This is a genomic window from Endothiovibrio diazotrophicus (genome assembly GCF_054657215.1).
In genome coordinates this window covers 1-21365 of record NZ_BAAHXB010000031.1, presented here as the reverse complement: position 1 = coordinate 21365, position 21365 = coordinate 1, and the positions used below count along the sequence as shown (strand labels likewise).

General features: G+C 67.7%; 17 protein-coding genes and 1 pseudogene. 10 read left to right on the top strand and 8 right to left on the bottom strand.

The features are described from left to right. Positions 1 to 173 precede the first annotated feature (173 nt). The 5 genes from ACYQ2W_RS10130 (at position 174) to ACYQ2W_RS10110 (ending at position 6882) form a co-directional block, all read left to right on the top strand. Positions 174 to 1643 (top strand): HDOD domain-containing protein, encoded by a 1470-nt coding sequence (locus tag ACYQ2W_RS10130; protein WP_459865902.1) that lies wholly within the window; start codon positions 174 to 176, stop codon positions 1641 to 1643. 134 nt (positions 1644 to 1777) lie between these two features. Next, on the top strand, positions 1778 to 3310 hold the full coding sequence (locus ACYQ2W_RS10125; RefSeq protein ID WP_459865899.1) for an HDOD domain-containing protein: 1533 nt from the start codon (positions 1778 to 1780) through the stop codon (positions 3308 to 3310). Between the two features lie 239 nt (positions 3311 to 3549). Next, positions 3550 to 4647: a chorismate synthase gene (aroC, locus tag ACYQ2W_RS10120; protein ID WP_459865895.1), complete on the top strand. Its 1098-nt coding sequence runs from the start codon at positions 3550 to 3552 to the stop codon at positions 4645 to 4647. 46 nt (positions 4648 to 4693) lie between these two features. After that, the gene (locus ACYQ2W_RS10115; RefSeq protein ID WP_459865892.1) at positions 4694 to 5923 is read left to right on the top strand and encodes an MFS transporter; all 1230 of its coding nucleotides are present in this window, start codon (positions 4694 to 4696) and stop codon (positions 5921 to 5923) included. 206 nt (positions 5924 to 6129) lie between these two features. Further along, positions 6130 to 6882: a response regulator gene (locus ACYQ2W_RS10110; RefSeq protein ID WP_459865889.1), complete on the top strand. Its 753-nt coding sequence runs from the start codon at positions 6130 to 6132 to the stop codon at positions 6880 to 6882. Positions 6883 to 7175: 293 nt separating this feature from the next. On the opposite strand, the gene ACYQ2W_RS10105 is transcribed toward ACYQ2W_RS10110, so the two are convergent. The 3 genes from ACYQ2W_RS10105 to mutS all read right to left on the bottom strand — a co-directional run bounded on the left by ACYQ2W_RS10105 (position 7176) and on the right by mutS (position 11233). Next, positions 7176 to 8210 carry a hypothetical protein gene (locus ACYQ2W_RS10105; protein WP_459865886.1) on the bottom strand — a complete coding sequence of 345 codons (1035 nt, stop codon included), beginning with the start codon at positions 8208 to 8210 and terminating at the stop codon, positions 7176 to 7178. A 32-nt stretch (positions 8211 to 8242) separates the two neighbouring features. Further along, on the bottom strand, positions 8243 to 8455 hold the full coding sequence (locus ACYQ2W_RS10100) for a type II toxin-antitoxin system HicB family antitoxin (RefSeq protein ID WP_459865883.1): 213 nt from the start codon (positions 8453 to 8455) through the stop codon (positions 8243 to 8245). 198 nt (positions 8456 to 8653) lie between these two features. Next, positions 8654 to 11233 (bottom strand): DNA mismatch repair protein MutS, encoded by a 2580-nt coding sequence (gene mutS / locus ACYQ2W_RS10095; RefSeq protein ID WP_459865880.1) that lies wholly within the window; start codon positions 11231 to 11233, stop codon positions 8654 to 8656. A gap of 175 nt (positions 11234 to 11408) precedes the next feature. Here mutS and ACYQ2W_RS10090 point away from each other — a divergent pair, with 175 nt between their 5' ends. Then, a complete protein-coding gene (locus tag ACYQ2W_RS10090) occupies positions 11409 to 11696 on the top strand; it encodes a helix-turn-helix domain-containing protein (RefSeq protein ID WP_459865877.1) in 288 nt (95 codons plus the stop codon). Between the two features lie 457 nt (positions 11697 to 12153). After that, complete coding sequence (locus ACYQ2W_RS10085; protein ID WP_459865874.1) at positions 12154 to 13734, top strand: methyl-accepting chemotaxis protein; 1581 nt, start codon at positions 12154 to 12156, stop codon at positions 13732 to 13734. On the opposite strand, the gene ACYQ2W_RS10080 is transcribed toward ACYQ2W_RS10085, so the two are convergent. From ACYQ2W_RS10080 to ACYQ2W_RS10065, 4 genes are all read right to left on the bottom strand, one after another. Beyond that, on the bottom strand, positions 13735 to 14343 hold the full coding sequence (locus tag ACYQ2W_RS10080) for an FMN-binding negative transcriptional regulator (RefSeq protein ID WP_459865871.1): 609 nt from the start codon (positions 14341 to 14343) through the stop codon (positions 13735 to 13737). A 399-nt stretch (positions 14344 to 14742) separates the two neighbouring features. After that, positions 14743 to 16134: a sensor histidine kinase gene (locus tag ACYQ2W_RS10075; protein ID WP_459865868.1), complete on the bottom strand. Its 1392-nt coding sequence runs from the start codon at positions 16132 to 16134 to the stop codon at positions 14743 to 14745. After that, entirely contained in the window at positions 16121 to 16801 is a 681-nt protein-coding gene (locus ACYQ2W_RS10070) for a winged helix-turn-helix domain-containing protein (RefSeq protein ID WP_459865976.1), read from the bottom strand. Before ACYQ2W_RS10070 ends, ACYQ2W_RS10075 begins: the two co-directional genes overlap by 14 nt. Before the next feature lie 139 nt (positions 16802 to 16940). Then, positions 16941 to 17753: a COG4705 family protein gene (locus ACYQ2W_RS10065; RefSeq protein ID WP_459865865.1), complete on the bottom strand. Its 813-nt coding sequence runs from the start codon at positions 17751 to 17753 to the stop codon at positions 16941 to 16943. A gap of 268 nt (positions 17754 to 18021) precedes the next feature. Here ACYQ2W_RS10065 and ACYQ2W_RS10060 point away from each other — a divergent pair, with 268 nt between their 5' ends. Further along, on the top strand, positions 18022 to 18339 hold the full coding sequence (locus ACYQ2W_RS10060; RefSeq protein WP_459865862.1) for a hypothetical protein: 318 nt from the start codon (positions 18022 to 18024) through the stop codon (positions 18337 to 18339). 281 nt (positions 18340 to 18620) lie between these two features. Here ACYQ2W_RS10060 and ACYQ2W_RS10055 read toward each other — a convergent pair. Further along, a pseudogene (locus ACYQ2W_RS10055) lies at positions 18621 to 18773 on the bottom strand (transposase domain-containing protein); the annotation flags it as partial. A 315-nt stretch (positions 18774 to 19088) separates the two neighbouring features. Between ACYQ2W_RS10055 and ACYQ2W_RS10050 the strand changes: the two are divergent. Both ACYQ2W_RS10050 and ACYQ2W_RS10045 read left to right on the top strand, forming a co-directional pair. Then, positions 19089 to 20672 (top strand): response regulator, encoded by a 1584-nt coding sequence (locus ACYQ2W_RS10050; RefSeq protein ID WP_459865859.1) that lies wholly within the window; start codon positions 19089 to 19091, stop codon positions 20670 to 20672. A 43-nt stretch (positions 20673 to 20715) separates the two neighbouring features. Then, on the top strand, positions 20716 to 21365 hold a 650-nt coding region (locus tag ACYQ2W_RS10045; RefSeq protein WP_459865856.1), incomplete at its 3' end, for a response regulator.

The following is a 21365-nucleotide window of genomic DNA, read 5'->3' as shown; positions in this document are numbered from 1 at the left end:
TCCGTCCGTCGCCGATCGCCGCCCGCCCGGCTGCTCGGGCTTCCGCCGTCACTACCGGTCCCGGGTAGAATCGCGGGTAGAATATTAGAAATTCCTCCATCGGATCCTGGTCGTGTCCGCAGCGATCCGACGGATGGAGTTGTAGATGAAGATGCCTGACCCCGGAGGGGCACGTGAGCGAAGACAAAAAGCATGATATCGATTACTGGGTGCGCCGTCTCGGCGAAAAGGAGATGCCGGTCTTCTCCCACACCGCCCAGCAGATCGCCGGCCTGGCCGGGCGCAACGACGCCTCCATCGCCGAGCTGGTGAGCACCATCTTGCAGGATGCGCCGATGACCGCCCGCGTGCTGAAGGCGGCCAACAGCGCCTACTACCGCCCCGGCCGCGGCAACATCAACACCATCAGCCGTGCGGTGGTGGTGCTGGGGCTGGAGGTGGTGCGTTCGCTGAGCCTGTCGGTGACCCTGGTGGAGTCCTTCGTCGGCGGGGTGCAGCGCGAATGGGCGCTGCGCGAGATGGCCCGCGCCTTCCACTCCGCGGTGCAGGCCAAGGCCTTCGCCAAGAGCCGTGGCGACGAGTCGCCCGAGGAGGTCTACACCACGGCGCTGCTCTACCGCATCGGCCATCTCGCCTTCTGGTTCTTCGCCGACAACGTCGCCGACCGCCTCGACAACGCCATGCGCCGCCCCGGCTACTCGCCGGCCCGCGCCGAGGAGGAGCAGCTCGGTTTCCGCCTCGACGCCCTCTCCGCGAGGCTCGCCGGCGAGTGGAAGTTGGGCTCGCTGCTGAAGGGGGCGTTGGAGGGGGACCCGGCGGCGGCCGACCGGGTGCGCCACGTGTCGCTCGGTCACGAACTGGCGCGCACCGCCGAGCGCGGCTGGGACTCGCCCGCCTTCGACGCCCTGATGCAGCGCATCACCGAACACCTGCGGCTGCCCGAGGAGCGGGTGGCGGACCTGGTCTTCGACAACGCCCGCACCGCCGCCGATACCGCCCAGTTGGCGGGCTTCTCCTCTGCACAGCGGCTGATCCCGCCGCCACCGAGCGCCGACGAGCACCTGGCGCGGCGGCGCGGTGCGGCCGAGGAGGGGGAGTCGGAAGAGGCCTACCTGAAGCCGGATCTGGCCCTCCAACTGCGCATCCTGCGCGAGCTCTCCTCGATGATGGAGGGGCGTCCCGATCTCAACCTGCTGCTCTCCATGGTGCTGGAGGGGATCTACCGCGGCATCGGCATGGATCGCACGCTGTTCGCCCTGCTCAGCCCCGACCGCTATTTCCTGCGCGGCAAGTACTCGCTCGGCTGGCTGCAGAAGGAGCGGGTGAGCAACTTCGAGTTCCAGGCCAAGCCGCCGCGCCCCCATCTTTTCAGCTACGCTCTGGAGCGGGGCCACCCGCTGTGGGTGCCGGTCAACCCGCCGGCGGAGTTCGCCCAGTTGATCACCCCGGAGATCCACCGGGTGACCGGCGGCAAGGCCTTCTTCGTCATGCCGATCGTGGTCGACGGCCAGCCGATCGGCCTCTTCTACGCCGACCGCCACCCCTCCGGCCGCGAGCTGGACGAGGAGTCCTTCGCCAGCTTCCAGCACTTCGGCCGCGAGGCCAACCTGGCGCTGTCGTTCATCAGCCTGCGGGGGAAGTGACGGGCGGTTAATTATTTGTCCCGGGGGTGACGGATCGTCCCCATGGGATTCAAGGATCTGGTGATATCGTGCCCTCCTGGTCGGGGGTACGATCCTGCGTCATTCGGGTTGGATCGAAAGGGGGGGACTGCTGTATGGCCCAGACCGCTGGGCGTGAGGCGCGCAACACGCTCGATCAATGGGCGGAGCGCTTCACCGATCGGGACATGCCGATCTTTGCCGATACCGCGCGGCGCATCACCGGATTGACGGTGCAGGACGACGCCTCGCTGACCGAACTGGTGCAGACCATCCTGCGCGACTCGCTGATGACCGCGCGGGTGCTCAAGGTGGCCAACAGCGTCTACTACCAGCCCGGCCGCGGGGCGATCACCACGGTCAGCCGGGCGGTGGTGGTGATGGGCTTCGAGACGGTGCGCGCGCTCGCCCTCTCGGTCAGCCTGGTGGAGTCCCTCGGCGAGGGGATGCAGCGCGAGCGGGTCTCCCGCGAGGTGGCCCGCGCCTTCCACGCCGCCCTCCACGCCAAGACCTTCGCCGTGCGCCTCGGTGACGAACACCCCGAGGAGGTCTATGCCGCGGCGCTGCTCCACCGGGTCGGCCACATCGCCTTCGCCTGTTTCGGCGGCGAGGCGAGCGAGCGGCTGGAGGAGCAACTGCGGCGCAACGGAGGTGATCACGCCGCCGCCGAGCGGACGGTGCTCGGTTTCCCCCTCGACGAACTCTCCGGTCGGCTGGGCAAGAGCTGGCGCCTCGGCGACCTGTTCGAGCAGGTGACCGCCGGCGGTGACACGCCGCGGGCGCACAGCATCGCCCTCGGCCACGCGGTGGCCGAGGCGGCGGAGGCGGGGTGGGAGGCGCGGCGGATGGAGCCGCTGTTGGGCAAGCTCTCCGAGCTGCTCAAGATGCCCGCCGGCGAGGTCGCCTCGCTGGTCTACGCCAACGCGCGCAACGCCGCCGCCAACGCCGGCTTCATGGGGCTCGGAAAGGTGGGTTCGCTGATCCCGGAGCCGCCGAAACCGGAAGCCCTGGGGCAGCCGGAAGAGGCGGATGGGCGGCTGGAGACCCTGGAACGCAGCGTCGCCGAGCAGGGCCTGGCGGAGCCGGCGGACGACACCCTGGTGCTCGACCATGCCCGCCAGTTGAAGATGCTGTGGGAACTGGCCACCCTCCTGGAGGGGGAGCCCAACCTCAACATGCTGCTGCCGATGGTGCTGGAGGGGATCCACCGCGGGGTCGGCATGGACCGCACCCTGCTGGCGCTGGTGGACAGCAAGCGCGGGGTGGTGGCGCCCAAGTACGTGCTCGGGGATTTCGACGAGGAGCGGGTACGCGGGATGGAGTTCTCGGTGCGCCCCGGCAAGGCGAGCCTGTTCAGCTACGCCCTGGAGAGCCGCAACCCGGTGTGGGCCACCGGTCGGCCGGAGTGGGAACTGGCCGCCATGTACACCCTCGACATCAAGATCCTCTCCAAGGGGTCGCCGTTCTACCTGATGCCGATCTGCGTCGACGACCGCTCCATCGGCCTCGCCTACGCCGACTGCCACAGCAGCGGCCGGGCGCTCACCGAGGAGGGTTTTCTCGCCTTCCAGCACTTCGTCCGCCAGGTCAACATCGCCTTCTCGATGATCAGCCTGCGCAGCGCCGGTCGCTCGCGTCGCGTGCGCTGACCGCTGCCGTAGGTCGGCGCTACCGCGCCGACGGAAACGAAAGCAGCGGGCTTACGGTCAAGACGCTCATTCCGAGCGGAACGTTCCGCTCGGGGGGTACGGCGGAAGTGACGAAAGCGCGGTGCCTCCGTTCGCGTCGGCGCGGTAGCGCCGACCTACGGGGTCCGCGAATTCGGTGGTCGAGATGGGGGCGCCCGCAGCGCTCGCCAGCGGCGGGGCGAATCCCTACAATACGCGCCATGTCTGGAAATACCTTTGGCAAACTCTTCACCGTCACCACCTTCGGCGAGTCCCACGGCCCCGCCCTGGGGGCGATCGTCGACGGTTGTCCACCGGGGCTGGCGCTCTCCGCGGCCGACCTCCAGGTGGATCTCGACCGCCGCCGCCCCGGCCAGTCGCGCCACACCACCCAGCGGCGCGAGGCCGACGCGGTGGAGATCCTCTCCGGGGTCTTCGAGGGGCGCACCACCGGCACCCCGATCGGCCTGCTGATCCGCAACACCGACCAGCGCTCCAAGGACTACTCGGAGATCATGGACCGCTTCCGGCCGGGGCATGCCGACTACACCTATCAGCAGAAGTACGGCGTGCGCGACTACCGCGGCGGTGGCCGCTCCTCGGCCCGCGAGACCGCCATGCGGGTGGCCGCCGGCGGCATCGCCAAGAAGTGGCTGGCCGATCGCCTCGGCATCCGGGTGCGCGGCTACCTCGCCCAGCTCGGACCGGTCGCCGCCGAGGCGGTGGATTGGGCGGAGGTGGAGCGCAACGACTTCTTCTGCCCCGATGCCTCCAAGGTGGCCGCGATGGAGGCCTACATGGACGAGCTGCGCAGACACGGCGACTCCGTCGGCGCGCGGGTCACGGTGGTCGCCGACGGCGTCCCCCCCGGCCTCGGCGAGCCGATCTTCGACCGGCTGGACGCCGACATCGCCCACGCGCTGATGAGCATCAACGCGGTGAAGGGGGTGGAGATCGGCGCCGGTTTCGGCTGCGTCACCCAGAAGGGGAGCGAGCACCGCGACGAGCTGACCCCGGAAGGGTTCGTCGGCAACGACGCCGGCGGGGTGCTCGGCGGCATCTCCTCGGGCCAGCCGATCGTCGCCTCCATCGCGCTCAAGCCCACCTCCAGCCTGCGCATCCCCGGGCGCAGCATCAACCTCGCGGGCGAGCCCGTGGAGGTGGTCACCAAGGGGCGCCATGACCCCTGCGTCGGCATCCGCGCCATCCCCATCGCCGAGGCGATGCTGGCGATCCCCCTGATGGACCACCTCCTGCGCAACCGGGCGCAGAACAGCGACGTGGTGAACGCTACGCCGGTGATTCCCGCGCAGGCCTAGAGGGCGGAATCTCACGCAGAGCGCGCAGAGGAGCAGAGATCGCAGAGTGTTTTCTTCTCCGCGTTCTCTGCTCCTCTGCGTGATCTCTTCATTCCGATTCACGAGACGCCGATCTTCGTTCATGACCTCCGATCGCTTCCCCTTCTGGCGCCTCTCCTCCTTCTACTTCTTCTACTTCGCCAGCCTCGGCGCGCTGATCCCCTACTGGGGGCTCTACCTCAAGCACCAGGGCTTCAGCGCGGCGGAGATCGGCCAGCTCATCGGTATCCTCGGGGTGACCAAGATCGTCGCCCCCAACCTGTGGGGCTGGATCGCCGACCACAGCGGCCGCTCGATGCCGATCGTGCGCCTCGCCGGGCTGGCCGCCGCGTTCACCTTCGTCGGAGTCTTCTGGGGAGACGGCAGCTACTGGTGGCTGGTCGGTGTGATGGTCCTCTTCAGTTTTTTCTGGAATGCCGCGCTGCCGCAGTTCGAGGCGGTCACCATGAACCACCTGGGGGAGGCGGTGCACCGCTACAGCACGGTGCGCTCGTGGGGTTCCGTGGGCTTCATCGTCACCGTGGTGGTGCTCGGCCCGCTGGTGGAGGACTGGTACGACCCGTCGCTGCTGCCGTGGGTGATCCTCGCCCTGTTCGCCGGCATCTGGCTCTCCGCCCTGGCGGTGCCGGAGCGGTCCAGTCCCCACCGCCACGTCGAGCACCCGCCGATCCGCCGCCTGCTGCGCCACCCGCGGGTGATCTCGCTGCTGGCGATGGCCTTCCTGGTGCAGGCGAGCCACGGTCCGTATTACACCTTCTACTCCATCTACCTCACCGACCACGGCTACAGCGGCGCGCTGACCGGCGGGCTGTGGGCCCTCGGGGTGGTCGCCGAGATCGTCGTCTTCCTGCTGATGCCGCGGCTGCTGCCGCGCTTCGGCGCCCGCCGCCTGCTGCTGGCGACGCTGGCGCTGACCGCCCTGCGCTGGGTGATGATCGCGCTGTTCGTCGACCGCCCGTCGCTGATCGTCGCCGCCCAACTGCTCCACGCCTTCAGCTTCGGCGCCTTCCACGCCGTGACCATCCACCTGATCCACCAGCTCTTCGTCGGCCGCAACCAGGGGCGTGGCCAGGCGCTCTACAGCTCGATCAGTTTCGGCGCCGGCGGTGCGCTGGGCAGCTTCGCCGCCGGTGGGTTGTGGGAGAGTGCGGGCCCCGAGGCGACCTACCTGGCGGCGGCGGCTTGCGCGGTGATGGGGTGGGTGATCACCTGGATCGGGGTGAGGGAGCGGGGGTGAGCGGCATGGGGTCAGGTCAAAGGTAAAAGGTCATAAGGTTAAAGGGCCTTCGTTCAGCGTCGTTGGCTCATCGATGCCGTATCGGTCGGAAAACATGGGATAGGAGTGGCACGGCCCTCTTCCCTTTAGCCTTTCGCCTTTAACCTTTAATCTTCTTCCCATATGATTTGACCCCACAACAACACCGAATTCGGAAAGGGGAGGTTATGAGTCACGAAGCCGTAGTGCTCGTCGTCGACGACCAGGAGATGTTCGATTACATGGCGCCGGTGATCCGCGAAGAGCTGGAGACCCGCGAGCTGATCCATTGCGACAATCTGGCCGACGCCATGGGCTGGATCCGCTCCGACCGGATGATCGACTTCCTCTTCTGCGACTGGGAGCTGGCCGGACCCGACTTCATCCGCGCGGTGCGCCACGACCCCGAGACCCACCACAGCCCGCTGATCGTCCTGCTCGACTCCGACCGCGACGAGCTGATCGGTGCGGCGATGCGCCTCGGCGCCTCCGACGTCATCACCAAGCCGTTCATGGAGCGCGGCCTGGCCAACCGCATCCAGCGGGTGGTCCACAACCGCGAGCGCCACCTGCGCAAGCGCATCCACGTCGCCACCGGCAGCAACGACGGCCTCACCGCCACCCTCCCCGGCGGCGAGCCGATCGTCCTCGATCCCATCGACCTCTCGATCATGGGGGCCCGTGCCCGTGGTGACCTGAGCACCTGCGGGGCGCTCTGCGTCTACACCGAAGTGATGTTGCGGGTGTGCGCCGACGAGTTCTGCCTGGAGCTGCCGGGCCACGTCATCCGCAACGAGCACGACCCCAGCGGCCGCGGCGACGGCGAGAGCGGTCCGGGCAAGACCATCATCATCGCCTTCCGCTTCGACGAGATGGACGAGCCGACCCTGGCGCAGCTGCGCGAGCTGCTGGAGACGTTGCGCTCGCGCTATCCGGAATAGGTCGCAGGCGAAAGGAAAAGGGCCGGGGGCGCGCGAGGCGCCTCCGGTTTTTTTTGTTTGGCGGATAGGTGATATGGCCGTCCCAACGACACTCACGCCCTGGTTACGACGCTCCGCGTCGTAACCGGCGAACCTCGGACGCTCTGCGTCCTGTGGTTGGCGCGGTGGTTGGTGTTGGCGGCGCCGACGCGGAGCGTCCAAGTGGAGAGCTCTATGCGGGCGTGGAGGCCGGGTTGCCACGCGGAGCGTGGTAACCAGAGGTGGTTTCGATCGGCATGGCCGGTCGTGGCCAGTCAATACTGGATCTTCACCGCTCCCGGGCTCATTGACGGTCCGGAGCCGACCTTGCAGGCCGCCGGATCAAGGGCCTCGTACCACCGGCGGAAACGCAGCAGCTCCACCGGCCGCATGACGCAGGCGGGACGGCCGAAGGGGTGGCCCAGATGGAGCAACTGGTGGCCGATCTCATGGGCCAGGTAGGCGCCCGAGAGGCGCGCCGCCTCCTCCGGGGTGTAGTGCTCCCCGCCGCGCAGTTTCACCACCGTCGGCAGCTCGGAGGTGAACGGGAAGGTGCTCCAGTAGCTGACGGTCTGGTTGCGCGAGGCACGGCTGTAGCCGGTGGAGCCCACCCCCACCCCGCCGCGCAGGGCGGAGTGGATGTCCTGGTCCACGTACTCGGCGCTGGCCATCGGCTGGTTGGTGATCACCACCTCCCACGGCAGCTCGCCGTAGCCGAGGGCGTCCCACAGCGCCCACTCGTTGTAGGGGGTGTCGTCGAGCAGCGGCTTGCCGTCGGCCAGCCGGATCTCCCGCCACTCCTGCAGGCGGGCGAGCAGGGTATCGATCAGCGCCTCGGCCAACCCCTGCGCGCTCTCCTCCCTCAGCGGCACCGCCAGGTGGGGGCGGGCGTAGGCGATGCGCTGGGCCAGCGGCGTCTGCTGGCGCCGGAACGTCTCCAGCATCGACTTCACCAGCCGCTGGCGGTCGCCGCCGCCGTGCTTGAAGTCGTAGATCAGCTCGCGCCGCGCGGCCAGCTGATCCTCGGGAAGGCGGGCGAACAGCTCGCCGATCGGGATCTCCCCCTGCTCCTCGAAGCGCACGTCGAGCCCGAAGTGCGCCCTCGACGTACGCGCCGCCTGGTCGAGCAGGATCCGCCGCTGCTCCGCGCTCATTACCGGCAGCCGCGGATTGACCGCGTGGATCACCCGCAGGGTCACCGGGCCGTCGAGGTGGGGGAGGGGGACCGCGTTGGGGCGCGGGTCGGGGTGGGTGCAACCGACGAGCAGCAGCAGGCCGGCAATCCAGAGGAGGTGGGGTAGTGTTCTCATTGTTCTTTGTTCGCTGTTGGGGAACGGGGGGGCTACGCGAACATCAACCGTCCCTTCGGTTGGGGAATTTCCCGACCCAACTCGCGGGCGGTTTCGATCCATTCGCCGATGATGACCTCGGCGTTGGATACGGCCTCCTGGTAGCTCTTGCCGTCCGCCTGACAGCCGGGCAGTTCAGGTACCTCCGCGATATAGACGTCGTCTCTCTCGCTCCAGTAGATGATGATTTCGTATCGGTTAGACATCGTTGCCACCCAGCAGTTTGGCATATTTGCCCACGATGCTGATTTCCTCTTTGGGCCTGGTGCCGGGGCTTGGTAGGGGCGGTGGGCTTCGTTAGGAGCCTGTCGGACTATGGATGAATCGGCTGCGAAAGCGGGATGACGCCCCCCAATAGCCCGACAGGCTCCTACCGCTCAACCCAACCTACGCTCGGCGGTCGTTCAGGTCATCTCCTTGAGCTTGTAGAGCAGCTCCAGCGCCTGGCGCGGGGTGAGGTCGTTGGGGTCGATCGCCTCCAGCTCGGTCACCGCCGGGTGGGGCGCGGCGGGGGCGAAGAGGGAGAACTGCTGGGGCTCCTCGGGGCCGCGCCGGGCGTGGCGCGGGGCCTCGTTCTCCAGCTCCAGCAGGCGTTGGCGGGCGCGCACGATCACCGCCTTGGGCACGCCGGCCAACTGCGCCACCTGGAGCCCGTAGGACTGGTTGGCCGGCCCCTCCTTCACCGCGTGCATGAAGACGATGGAGTCGCCGTGCTCCACCGCATCCAGGTGCACGTTGGCGATGTCGCCGAAGGTCTCCGGCAGCGTGGTCAGCTCGAAGTAGTGGGTGGCGAAGAGGGTGAAGGCGCGGGTCTCGCGGGCCAGGTGTTCGGCGCAGGCCCAGGCCAGCGACAGGCCGTCGAAGGTGGAGGTGCCGCGGCCGATCTCGTCCATCAGCACCAGCGAGCGGTCGGTGGCGTTGTGCAGGATGTTGGCCGTCTCGGTCATCTCCACCATGAAGGTGGAGCGCCCGGAGGCGAGGTCGTCGGAGGCGCCGATGCGGGTGAAGATGCGGTCCACCGGGCCGATCGCCGCGCGAGTGGCCGGCACGAACGAGCCGATATGGGCGAGCAGCACGATCAGCGCGGTCTGGCGCATGTAGGTGGACTTGCCGCCCATGTTGGGCCCGGTGATGATCAGCATCCGCCGGCCGTCGGCGAAGTGCACGTCGTTGGGGACGAAGGGGTTCTCCATCACCTGCTCGACCACCGGGTGGCGGCCCCCCTCGATCTCGATCCCCGGCTCCTCGGTGAGCCGCGGCTCCACCAGGCTGAGCGCTTCGGCGCGCTCAGCCAGATTGTTCAAGGCATCCAATTCAGCCAGTGCGGCGGCACTGCCCTGCAAGGGGGCCAACCCTTCGATCAACCGCTCCAGCAACTGGTCGTAAAGTTGTTTCTCACGGGCCAGGGCCCGTTCGCGGGCGGAGAGCACCTTGTCCTCGAAAGACTTCAGCTCCGGGGTGATGTAGCGCTCCGCCCCCTTCAGGGTCTGGCGGCGGATGTAGCTGGCGGGGACCTTGTCGGCCTGCGCCCGGCTCACCTCGATGTAGAAGCCGTGGACCTTGTTGTAGCTCACCTTGAGGGTACTGATCCCGGTGGCCTCCTTCTCGCGGGCCTCCAGGTCGATCAGGTACTGGTCGGCGTTCTGCGCCAGCCCCTTCAGCTCGTCCAGCTCGGCATCGAAGCCTTCGGCGATCATGCCGCCGTCGCGGATGGTCACCGGCGGGTTTTCGGTGATCGCCACCACCAGCAGCCGGTGGGTCTCGGGGTGCTCGCCGATCCGCGCCACCGTCTCCGCCACCACCGGCGAGTCGAGGGCGGCCAGCGTCTCGCGGATCTCCGGCAGCCGCCCCAGTGCCTCGCGCAGGCCGGCCAGGTCCCGCGGGCGGGCCGATTTGAGCGCCACCCGGGCGAGGATCCGCTCCACGTCGCCGATGCCGCGCAGCAGCGGGAAGAGGGTGTCGAAGGCGCCGCTCTCGAGCAGTGCGCCCACCGCCTGGTGGCGCCCGCGCAGGGTTTGCCGGTCGCGCAGCGGGCGGTTGATCCAGCGACGCAGGCAGCGGCTGCCCATCGGGGTGGCGGTGCGGTCCATGACGCCGGCCAGGGTGTGCTGGTGCTGGCCGCTGAGATTGAACTCCAGTTCCAGGTTGCGCCGGCTGGAGGCGTCGAGCAGCACCGCGTCGTCGCGGTTCTCCACCGCCAGCCCGCGCAGGTGGGGTAGCGCCGCCTTTTGGGTGTCCTTGACGTACTGGAGCAGGGCGCCGGCGGCGCCGATGGCGACGGTGAGGCCGTCGCAGCCGAAGCCGGAGAGGTCGCGGGTGGCGAACTGGGCGGTCAGCAGGCGGAAGGCGGTCTCCCCCTCGAAGTGCCACGGCGGCCGGCGGCCGGTCCCCGGCCGATCCTCCACCGCGGCAGGCAGCGCTAACTCATCATTGATCAACAGCTCCGCCGGGCGCAGCCTTTCGAGTTCCGAGAGCAGCGCCTCGACCCCCTCCAGCTCCTGCACCGTGAAGCGCCCGGTGGAGAGCTCCAGCGCCGCCACCCCGTAGGTCTGCTTGTGCGCGTTCAGCGCCACCAGCAGATTCTCGCGGCGCTCCTCCAGCAGTGCGTCGTCGGTCACCGTGCCGGGGGTGACGATGCGCACCACCTGGCGCTCCACCGGCCCCTTGGTCAGCGCCGGGTCGCCGATCTGCTCGCAGATCGCCACCGACTCGCCGAGGCGCACCGCCTTGGCCAGGTACTGCTCCACCGAGTGCACCGGCACCCCCGCCATGGGGATCGGCTGGCCGGCCGACTGGCCGCGGTGGGTCAGGGTGATGTCGAGCAGCTGGGCGGCGCGCTTGGCGTCGTCGTAGAACAGCTCGTAGAAATCCCCCATGCGGTAGAAGAGGAGGATCTGCGGGTGCTCCGACTTGATGCGCAGGTACTGCTGCATCATCGGGGTGTGCTGCTGGGAGGCGTCGGGGTTTTTCTTGGCTCTGCTCATGGGGCGGGGATTTTACCGTAGGCGCGCCTTCGGGCGCACAGTCCGATCTGCCCGTTCGGGTGGTGCGTAGACCGCTACGGGAAACGGCGTCGGGTTGAAGCGTCCGGATGTCGGATGGCTATACGCGATAGCGTATGCTGATTTTTCACTATCGCGTAAATTCCGGGGGATTGTCATGTTGGTCGAGGAACGGATACAGCGCATCGCCGGTCAAGTGGCGAGCGCGCGCAAGGCGCAGGGACTCAGTCAATCGGAGGTCTACCCGCGTGCGGCGCTGGTGTCGAAGATCGAGCATGGGGGGGACGTCCGTCTCTCATCGCTGCTCGCGGTGCTCGAGCGCCTGGGGCTGGAACTCCGAATCGAGCCGACTGCGGTGAGGCGGATGGTGACGGAGGACGATTTCGAGGTATCGGCGCAACCCTCCCGGGTGCTGGAGCGCTACCGCGTTCCGGACCCGGAGTGACCGGGAGTCGATCTCATGGTGGGTACCGCGCGAGGTCTGGTCATCCATCTGGGGCGAACGCCGGTGGGCCACTTGGTCAACTACTCGACCGGGGCCAACGTATGCTATTTCGCCGGTCTTTGTTGCGGTTGAGGCGTGGGCCAATGTGGTTGATGGGTTGCGTCGGGTAATTGTCGATATGACCGAAGGATCGTCGTAGGCGCTGTTTGGCGACGGCCCCTCTTGTGCCTGGTGAAAATACCAGCGTCTTTGCCGCTCCCGCCGCATGGGTGTCGAGACGCGGCTGGGTGCTCTTTTTCGCGGTGAAAACGGCTTTCCATCAATGAAAATTCCCGTTTGGTTGGTAGATGAATGTAGGGCATTGCATCGGCAAAAATAGTTGATTACATTACTTGGCTAGTCATTTACGTTACATTTCCCCTGTGGCCTATCGTGGGGGCAGCCCGAGGAGGCTGTAATGAAGATCAATCACCCGGTGACCAACGTCGAACGGGAGTTCGGGGTGGAGGCCAACATCCTCTCGACCACCGACCTGAAGGGGGCGTTCACCTATGCCAATGGGGATTTCGAACGGATCAGCGGGTTCACCCTGGGCGAGCTGAAGGGGAAGAATCACAATGTGGTGCGCCACCCCGACATGCCGCCGGCGGCCTTCGAGGCGCTATGGCGCACGGTCAAGGCGGGCAGTTCGTGGATGGGCATCGTCAAGAACCGCTGCAAAAACGGTGACCATTATTGGGTCGACGCCTACGTCACCCCGATCCGCCACGGCGGTCAGGTGGCGGAGTACCAGTCGGTGCGCAACAAGCCCCGGCGGGAGGACGTGGCGCGGGCCGAGGCACTCTATCGCCAGATCAACGCCGGCAAGACGCCCCGCGCCCTGAGGGGCGGGTTGGCGATGCGCCACCGGGTTACCCTCGGCGCGCTCGCCGGGGTGGCGGCGGTGGCGGTGGCGGCGGTGGTCGCCGGCCTTCCGCCGCTGGCCGGGGGCGTTGCCTTCGCGGTGGGGGCGCTGGTTGCCGCCGTCGCGGTGCAGGGGTTGATGAGGCCGCTCAGCCGGGCGGCGGCGGAGGCGCGGGCGGTGGTCGACGATCCGCTGGCACGGTACGTCTACACCGGCCGCGGCGACGAGGTGGGGCAGTTGCTGCTCGCCTTCAAGATGCTGCGCTCGGAGGCGGGGGCGCTGGTCGGGCGCATCTCCGACACCTCCCACGCCCTCACCGGCAACGCCGAGCAGCTCGCCGCCACGGTGGAGCTGAGTAACCAGGGGACCCGCCAGCAGCACGCCGAGACCGACCAGGTGGCCACCGCGGTGAACCAGATGACCGCCAGCATCCAGGAGGTGGCGACCAACGCCCGTCTCACCTCCGAGGCGGCGGACGCGGCGAGTGGTGAGGCGGCCGCCGGCAAGGCGGTGGTGGGGCGCACCACCGACTCGATCCGGCGCCTCGCCGGCGAGGTGGAGCGGGCCGCCGGCGTGATTCAGCGGCTGGAGGGGGACAGCGCGGCGATCAGCTCGGTGCTCGATGTGATCTCCGGCATCGCCGAGCAGACCAATCTGTTGGCGCTGAACGCCGCCATCGAGGCCGCGCGGGCCGGTGACCAGGGACGCGGTTTCGCCGTGGTGGCCGACGAGGTGCGCACCCTCGCGACCCGTACCCACGACTCCACCGAGGAGATCCAGACGATGATCGAGCGTCTGCAGGGGGCGGCCCGCGAGGCGGTGGCGGTGATGGGCGCGGGGCGCGCCCAGGCCGACGAGAGCGTCGCCCGAGCCTCCGATGCGGCCGCCTCGCTGGATGCGATCACCGATGCGGTGGCGCGGATCACCGAGATGAGCGCGCAGATCGCGGTGGCGGTCAACGAGCAGAGCACGGTGGCCGAGGAGGTCAACCGCAGCATCACCACCATCCGCGACCTCAGCGAGCTGACCGTCGACAACACCGGCAAGAGCGAGGAGGCGAGCGTCGCCATGGGCCACGTCTCCCACCGCCTGCGCGAGCTGGCCGATCAGTTCTGGGCGCGGCGGACCGGGTAGTCACCACTCAGAGAGCTGTTTCGTGGGAGCGAGGGCCTCGGTCATCGCGTCGGCCAGCCGGTTCTCTCCGTCCTGTCTCAGGCTCTCCACGACCCGCTGCCGGTCGTCCTCCGGGCGGTTCTGGCTCAGTTTGAATTTTCCCTGGATCTCACCGACCGCGATCTCGATGCCGACGATGGCATCGAGCAGCGCCGGCCGGTACTCCGGCGACCACGCCGGTTCGCGGCCGCGCTCATGGTGGTGGGCGAGTTCGTCGACCATCGCCCTCAGCCGCTCGTCATCGGTGATCACCATGGCATGCCCGTAGACGTGGACCGCCTGATAGTTCCAGGTGGGGACACCGGGCGAATCGTAGTGGGTCGGGGAGACGTAGCCGTGGGGCCCCTGGATGGTGACCAGCACCTCCTGGTCCCCGATCTCCTCCCACTGCGGATTGCGCCGGGCGAGGTGGGTGGTGAGGCGGGTGCCGTCGGCGTTTGCCAGGAACGGCAAGTGAGAGACGAAGGGGCGGCCGTGGAAGGTCGAGATGAGCTGGCCGAAGGGGTTGGCGCGGATAAAGGCGAGCAGCGTCTCGCGGTCGGTGGCGGCGAAGGGGTCGGGGATATACATGAGGGCTTCAGACCGTGTCGATTCCGGTGGCGGTTATTGTCGCTACTGCGGCGACGGAAACGGAGTTCGTTAAAATTGCCTTTTCCAATCAATGTTTACCGTTTTCTTTAAAAACAATGAGTTGATTTGAGTGGATATTTCCTAAGGGCCCGCGAAAGAATAACTTCCTGTTTTGGGGCGTCGAGACGCCTCTCCGGCAAGGCGCGCAAAGGGGCGCATACTCGTTGTATGCAACCCTTTGTGCAACGCCGCCGGAGAGGATGGATCGGCGTCCCAAAACAGGAAGTTATTCTTTCGCGGGCCCTAAGGTGCGGTGGCGCCGGGAGGTGGTGGAGCCGTGGCGGCGGGCCAAGGCCTGCCTCTTACCCACAAACCGGCCATCAGTGAGTCGCTGGGCGGTTAGCCGCAAGGCGCTTCGGCAAAATCCAGACGGGCGCACAGTCCCGGACCGGCGTCGTCCAGCTCCAGGCGGGCGTGGTGCAGGCGGGCCATCGCTGCGACGAGACTCAGGCCCAGGCCGCTACCGGGGGCGCTGCGGGCGTCGTCCAGACGCTCGAAGCGCTTCACTACCCGTTCCCGCTCCGCCGCCGGGATGCCGGGGCCACGGTCCACCACCTGTAGATGTACGCGCCCACCGCTGGTCGCAAGTTCCAATCGAACGGGAGTCCCCGGCGGGGAGAACTTGAGGGCGTTGTCGAGCAGGTTGGCCTGCGCCTGCGCTAGCAGGTGGCGATTGCCGATGACCACCACTCCGGGCTCCAGCGCCAGCTCCAGGGTGCGCCCCTGCTCCTCCGCCTGGTCGCCGTAGAGTTCGGCCAGCTCTTCGGCCAGGGCGCTCAGGTCCACCGGCCCCCACTCGCCGCGGAAGCTCCCGGCCTCCGCCTGGGCGATCTCCATCAGCGCGTTGAAGGTGTGGATCAGCTCGTCGAGGTCGGTGAGGGCTCGTCCGATGGCCTCCTGATACTCGGCCCTGTCGCGGGGCTCGCTGAGGGTGACGTCCAGCAGGTTGCGAACCCGGGAGAGGGGACGGCGCAAGTCGTGGGCGACGTTGTCGGTGACCTGGCGCATGCCCTCCATCAGCGCCTGGATGCGCTCCAGCATGGCGTTGAACTGTCCCGCCAGCTCGTCAAACTCGTCGTCCTGGCTGCTCACCGGCACCCGCCGGTCGAGCTGTCCCACGCGGATCGCCCGGGTGGTGTCGATCAACGGGTCGATGCGTTGCAGCAAAGAGCGGCCCTGCAACACGCCGAGCCCCAGGGCCAGGGCCAGCGACACCGCGAGCACCGCGGCGATCGTGCCCTGGGTGAAATCCAACAGCGCCTCGGCCTGCTCCAGGCCGTGGGTCACCAGCAGTCGATGGCCGTCCGGCAGGGGGCGCGCCAGCACCGGCCAGTAGGCGTCCCGGTCCTCCCGGCGGCTTGGCAGCAGATCGTCCTCCAACACTAGGTTGTGCACCTCGCCGTCGGCCTGCAGATCCGCTGGCCAGCCGCGCAGGTCGCCGGCCTCCACCCGGCCGTCGGCGGACACCAACAGCACATGCAGCCGGCCCGCGGGGGCGGCGCGGATCTCTGCCTTCAACAGGGCACGGAACTGTTCCGGCGGCAGCTCGGCGTGGGATTGCTCCAGGGCGTCCATGGTCTTGCGCAACCCGGCGGCCAGCTGCACGTCGACGAAGCCGCTGATGCTCCAGTACAGCGCCCCCAGGGCCACCGCCATCAGCACTCCGTAGAGCAGGGCGTAACGCAGCGCCAGACGGACCGCGGAGGTGCGCAGCAGCCTACGGGGATTCATCGAGCTTGTATCCCACCCCGCGCAGGGTGTGTAGCAGAGGGCGGTCGAATCCCCGATCGATCTTGCTGCGCAGGCGCGAGATCTGGGTGTCGATGACGTTGGTTTGCGGGTCGAAGTGCAGGTCCCAGACTTGTTCCAGAAGCATGGTGCGGGTGACCACTTGGCCGGCGTGGCGCATCAGGTACTCCAGCAGCCGCAGTTCCCGCGGTTGTAGGCGGAGCGACCGGCCGGCGCGGGTCACCCGGTGGGACAGCAGGTCCAGTTCCAGGTCTGCCACGCGCAGGTTGCCGGGGGCATCCGGCGCCGCGCCGCGGCGCCGTCCCAGAGCTTCCAGCCGCGCCAGCAGCTCGCTGAAGGCATAGGGCTTGACCAGATAGTCGTCGCCACCGGCGCGCAGGCCCTGCACCCGGTCATCCACCTCGCCCAGCGCACTCAGCACCAGCACCGGGGTATCGCGGCCGTCGGCGCGCAGCATGCGCACCACCGCCAGCCCGTCCCGACGGGGCAGCATGCGGTCGACGATCAGCACGTCGTACTCCCCGGTGAGGGCCAGGTGCAGGCCGTCCTCGCCGTCGGCGGCGTGGTCGACCACGTGGCCGCCCTCGCCGAGCCCCTTGAGCAGATAGGCGGCGGCCTGGCGGTCGTCTTCGATCAACAGGATGTGCATGTTCCATCTATTCACGCCGGTGATCGACGCGCCCGCTATTTCTGTCCGAGGCCCTTGGTTCGGCGTCAATCGTAGCACCGGCGGCTTCGGCGAAGCCGCGGGGGCGGTAACCGCCGAATCACCGCCCGCGCTGCCGCGCTCAGGCCGCCTGGTCGGAGGAGATCACCGTCGCCGGCTCACGTCTCGGCGCATCGATGCGGGTGACGGTGAGGAAACCGATCAGGCCGAGGATGGCGGCGAGGAAGATACCGCTGGTCACCACCGTACCCAGGCCTAGGCCGCCGTCGGCCACCGGCTGGGAGAGGTAGTCGCCGAATGAGGCGCCCAGCGGCCGGGTGAGGATGTAGACCGCCCAGAAGGCGAGCACGGAGTTCAATCGCGCTGCGTAGTAGCCGAGGGTCACGGCGCCGATCACGCTGGCGACGATCACCGCGGAGGTGGCGTAACCGAGGGCCAGGGATTCGGCCATCAGGTCGCCGGCGGCAGTGCCGAGGGCGAAGGTGAAGAGGATCGCCAGCCAGTAGAACAGCTCCCGTCGGGTAGTATGGATGCTGTGGATGGAGAGCGTACGCTCGTTGCGATGCCAGGCGAAGAAGGTGACCGCCAGGGCGATCGCGAAGACCACGGTGGTGGCCTCCAGGGGCACGCCCAGGTTGTCCGTCAGGTTGTCGGTGATCAGGGTACCGACGATGCTGATCAGCACCACGGTGATCCAGTACAGCCAAGGGACGTAGCGCTCGGCTTTGACCTGAGTGTAGAGCAGACCGGCAAGCCCCGCCCCCATCGCAACAGAAGTGGCGCTGAGACCGAGGTGAAGGTTGACGATCAGGTAGTCCGCGGCGGTCTCGCCCACCGTGGTGGCGAGGATCTTGATGAGCCAGAAGTAGAGGGTGATGACCACCGGGACCTTGATGGCGAGGTCGGTGGCGTCGGGGTTGGTGATCGAGTTCATGATGTTTCCCTGCGATGCGCGGTGTGAGAGGAGGGGAGGGGGCGTCCGCGGACGCACTGATCGCTCAACCCTTTTCGTCGTTGCCGACGATGGAGAAAGCGTACGGGAGGGCGGTTCGCAGGAAGCTTGCCGGCAACTTGCCATTTGGCAAGGTGGGGGCGGGCATTTGCCATTATCGCGCAACCACAGGTTATGCTGCCGTGCCTGTTGTAGCCGGCATCCGTCCCCCACGGGGCGGCTCCCCCGGAAACCCCTTCTGGAGGACGCCATGAACCCACCCACCCTGTGGGAACTCAACGAGGTCCCCGGCCTCTTCTCCGACGCCCTGCTGGCGGAGGAGGGGAGGCTGCGGTTCCTCTCCGTGATCGGCCTGGAGACCGCCATCCGCGAACTCCAGTCCCGCCGGAGCCTGCCGGCGGACGACCCCGACCGGCTGCAACCGTTCACCATCGGCGCCACCGTCGTCGAGGCGACTGGAGTGGATTCGGCCGGTGCCGGGGAGCGTCGTCCACGGCTGCTGGATCGACCTGCGTTGATCAAAAATCGACCACATCCGCGCATCCCGCGGCAGATGACGATTCGGTGACGGCTATCCACACCGTTATCCACAGATTTTGTGGATAAGTCGCCAACCGGCCGTGTGTGCGAACCCGACCCACCGGGAACGGTTCAGCGCGAACGGAACTTCAGCCCACCACCCCGACGGGGCCCAGTGCCCCGACCGGGGAGCGGTCCCGTCCCCATCCACAACGTCCTGCTATCGATGAACGTCCCCTGTGCGTCAAGGAACTCAACGACCCTGTCTATTGGTAAACAGGAAAATATAACGAATAGTCCGCCTTCTTGACGAATTCCCAGTTGCCTGGTTCATATTCCAGGGCGGGGGGCTTGCATCTTCTCCGGCGTATCGGCCGCGCCGATGTGCGCGAGCACCTGCCGGAGATAGGCGTAGGGCTCCAGGTCGTTGGCCTTGGCCGTCTCGATCAGGCTGTAGATCGTGGCACTCGCCTTGGCACTCCGGGATGGCGCCCTTTCCACGGCTTCTTTCGGTTCTGCTTTTCCCTTCGAGTCCAACGGCAGGGACAACCGAAGGCGCTCCCCGCCGACCGTGGCGGCCGGAGGCTGCGTGACGGGTGGGGTGTGGTTGGCTTCGTTACAGTCTCTTCAAGGGGAGGATGACCGGGGTGCGGATCGGGCTCGCCGTCCTTTCCTCCGGCCTCCTTTCACTGTAGTTTCATCGGTGGCAGCGGTGGTAAGCTGCCGCCGGAAACCGGGTCCCTCGCGTTCCCCCCCATCCCGTCATCCCGGAGGGGCCCGGTGGAGCGGAACGTTTGCATGAAAGACCCCATGGCCGATACCCGTATCATGATCGTCGAGGACGAGTGGCTGATCGCCGAGGATCTGCGTCGCAACCTCGAACGCCTCGGCTATGGGATCAGCGCGGTGGCCTCCTCCGGGGAGGAGGCGGTGGCCGCGGCGTTGCGCGACCCGCCGTCGCTGGTGTTGATGGATATCATGTTGTCCGGTCCGATGGACGGTATCGACGCCGCCGGAGTGATCCGTGAGGCGCGCGATGTGCCGGTGATCTTTCTCACCGCCTTCACCGACCAGGGGATCCTCGATCGGGCGAAACGGGTGGAGCCGGTGGGTTATCTGGTCAAGCCCTACGAGGAGCGTGAACTCTACTCCACCATCGAGATGGCCCTCTACAAGCACGCCATGGAGCGCCAACTGCGCTACCGGCTGGCGATGGAGGAGCTGGTCAGTTCCATCTCCGGGGCCTTCAACCGCTGTTCCGCTGACGATGTGGACGGCGGGCTGCGTCTTGCGGTGGAGCGAATCGGGCGCCACGCCCATGTGGACTGCGCCTACCTGTTGCTCTTTTCCTCGGGGCTCGACGGGGAGGCGGAACGGTGCTACGGCTGGTGTGGCGATGAGGTGGAGGTGGCGGAGCGGCTGCCGGTGGGTGACGAGTTGACCGGAGCGGAGCCGCTGATGGCGCGGCTGCGCGGCGGGCAGGCGGTGGAGTTGCCGACGGGAGAGGAGTCGGGGCGGCGCTGGCTGGCGCGGCGCGGGGTCTCCTCGGCGCTGATGGTGCCGGTGATCGCCGCCGATTCGCTGCTCGGGGTGTTGGCGGTGGAGTCCCGCGGCGAGGGGCGGAGCTGGCCCGAGGGGGATGCGCGGCTGCTGGTGACGGTGGCTGACATCATCGCCGCGACCCTGGAGAGGCGCAAGGCGGAGACCCGTTCGGCGGAGCTGGCGCGGGAGAACCGCCATCTGGCACGGCGGCTGATCTCGGTGCAGGAAGAGGAGCGGCGCACGCTCGCCCGGGAGCTCCACGACGAGATGGGGCAGTGGCTGGCAAGCATCCAGGCCGACGCCCAGGTGATCCGCACGCTAAGCGGTGACCGTGATCCGCGGATCGCCGAGAGCGCCGAGGCGATTGCCGACAGTTCGCGGCGGGTCAATGGGGTGGTGCGCCAGATGATGGGGCGGCTTCGGCCGGCGGTGCTCGATGAGCTGGGGTTGGAGGATGGGCTGCGTGAATACCTCGGTAGTTGGCGCAGTCGCCACTCCGACGTCGCTTGCAGTTTCTCCTCGCCGGGTGATCTCCGGGAGGTGAGCAACGATACCGCCATCACCATCTTCCGCATGGTCCAGGAGGCGCTGACCAACGTCGTGCGTCACTCCGGCGCCGACCGGGTGAGGATCCGCATCGAGCGGTCCGGTCAGCGGGGGCTGTCGGTGGTGGTGGAGGACAACGGTTGCGGAATGGGGAGGGAGCGCTCCCGCGACGGCATGGGCCTGTTGGGGATGCGCGAGCGGGTGATGGCGCTGGGCGGCGAACTCTTCATCGACAGCGACGCGGCCACCGGTACGCGGTTGCGTGCCGAGCTGCCGGTGGAGTCATCGGCGTAGTGTACCGCTCCGGCGAACGAGCGCCTGGAATGGAGCAACGACAATGAGCGATAGCGGAAACCGAGAGAAGATGGTCAAAGTCCTGTTGATCGACGATCACCCCGTGGTGCGCGCCGGCTATCGCCGGCTGCTGGAACTCGACCCCCAGATCCGGGTGGTCGCCGAGGCCGACAGTGGCGAGGAGGGGGTGCCGATCTATTTCAGCGAGCGCCCCGACGTGGTGGTGGTGGATCTCAACATGCCGGGGATCGGCGGCCTGGGGACGATCCAGCGGATCCTCAACCGCGATCCCGAGGCGCGGATCCTGGTGTTCAGCATGTACGACAACCAGGTGATGGTGGAGCGTGCCCTGGAGGCGGGGGTGGTTGGCTACCTGACCAAGGGGAGCGCCCCCAACAACATGGTCGAGGCGGTGCGCCGGGTGGCCGCCGGCGAGGGTTATATCGATCCGGTGTGCGTTCCGGCGATGGTCAAGAGCCAGCGTCGTGAGGGGGCCTTCGACGTCCTTTCGCCGCGCGAGTTCCAGGTTTTCCAGTTGCTCGCCGAGGGGCGCACGGTCAACGACATCTCGGCGGCCTTCGCCCTCAGTCCGAAGACGGTCGGTACCTACCATACGGCGGTGATGCGCAAGCTGAAGCTGCGCAATCTGGCCGATCTGGTGCGGCTCGCCATCCGCCACGGGGTGGTGGAGGC

Bases quoted from the DNA above. Each gene is read 5' to 3' on its own strand.
- ACYQ2W_RS10050 (WP_459865859.1), top strand. From the start codon at position 19,089: ATGAAAGACCCCATGGCCGATACCCGTATCATGATCGTCGAGGACGAG.
- ACYQ2W_RS10060 (WP_459865862.1), top strand. From the start codon at position 18,022: ATGAACCCACCCACCCTGTGGGAACTCAACGAGGTCCCCGGCCTCTTC.
- ACYQ2W_RS10080 (WP_459865871.1), bottom strand. From the start codon at position 14,343: ATGTATATCCCCGACCCCTTCGCCGCCACCGACCGCGAGACGCTGCTC.
- ACYQ2W_RS10125 (WP_459865899.1), top strand. From the start codon at position 1,778: ATGGCCCAGACCGCTGGGCGTGAGGCGCGCAACACGCTCGATCAATGG.
- ACYQ2W_RS10065 (WP_459865865.1), bottom strand. From the start codon at position 17,753: ATGAACTCGATCACCAACCCCGACGCCACCGACCTCGCCATCAAGGTC.
- ACYQ2W_RS10100 (WP_459865883.1), bottom strand. From the start codon at position 8,455: ATGTCTAACCGATACGAAATCATCATCTACTGGAGCGAGAGAGACGAC.
- ACYQ2W_RS10110 (WP_459865889.1), top strand. From the start codon at position 6,130: ATGAGTCACGAAGCCGTAGTGCTCGTCGTCGACGACCAGGAGATGTTC.
- ACYQ2W_RS10085 (WP_459865874.1), top strand. From the start codon at position 12,154: ATGAAGATCAATCACCCGGTGACCAACGTCGAACGGGAGTTCGGGGTG.
- ACYQ2W_RS10105 (WP_459865886.1), bottom strand. From the start codon at position 8,210: ATGAGAACACTACCCCACCTCCTCTGGATTGCCGGCCTGCTGCTGCTC.
- ACYQ2W_RS10090 (WP_459865877.1), top strand. From the start codon at position 11,409: ATGTTGGTCGAGGAACGGATACAGCGCATCGCCGGTCAAGTGGCGAGC.
- ACYQ2W_RS10075 (WP_459865868.1), bottom strand. From the start codon at position 16,134: ATGAATCCCCGTAGGCTGCTGCGCACCTCCGCGGTCCGTCTGGCGCTG.
- ACYQ2W_RS10070 (WP_459865976.1), bottom strand. From the start codon at position 16,801: ATGCACATCCTGTTGATCGAAGACGACCGCCAGGCCGCCGCCTATCTG.
- aroC (WP_459865895.1), top strand. From the start codon at position 3,550: ATGTCTGGAAATACCTTTGGCAAACTCTTCACCGTCACCACCTTCGGC.
- mutS (WP_459865880.1), bottom strand. From the start codon at position 11,233: ATGAGCAGAGCCAAGAAAAACCCCGACGCCTCCCAGCAGCACACCCCG.